Consider the following 258-nt stretch of genomic DNA (forward strand, 5'->3'; position numbering starts at 1 on the left):
GTGCTTCACCGTCGCCGATGCCGCCGGCGACCGGCGCATCTGGGGCGCGGCGATCCAGATCGCGAGCCTGCGCGACGAACGCGGCGGCGCGTATGGCGACTTCGGCAGCCTGCGCGAGGCCGTCGCCGCATTGGCCGGCGCGGGAGCGGATGCCGCGGCGATCAGCCCGGTGCACGCGCTATTCCCCGCGGATGCCAGCCGCTACAGCCCCTATGCACCGTCGAGCCGGCTGTTCCTCAACATCCTGTATGCCGATCC

Annotated in this window: 1 protein-coding gene; it reads left to right on the forward strand. The window is 72.1% G+C overall.

What is annotated here, in order from left to right:
* Positions 1–258, forward strand: a 258-nt coding sequence (locus tag AC0IYH_RS32480; RefSeq protein ID WP_471838466.1) for a 4-alpha-glucanotransferase, incomplete at both ends; no start/stop codon positions are given.

The organism is Pseudomonas sp. AC463, assembly GCF_979253585.1.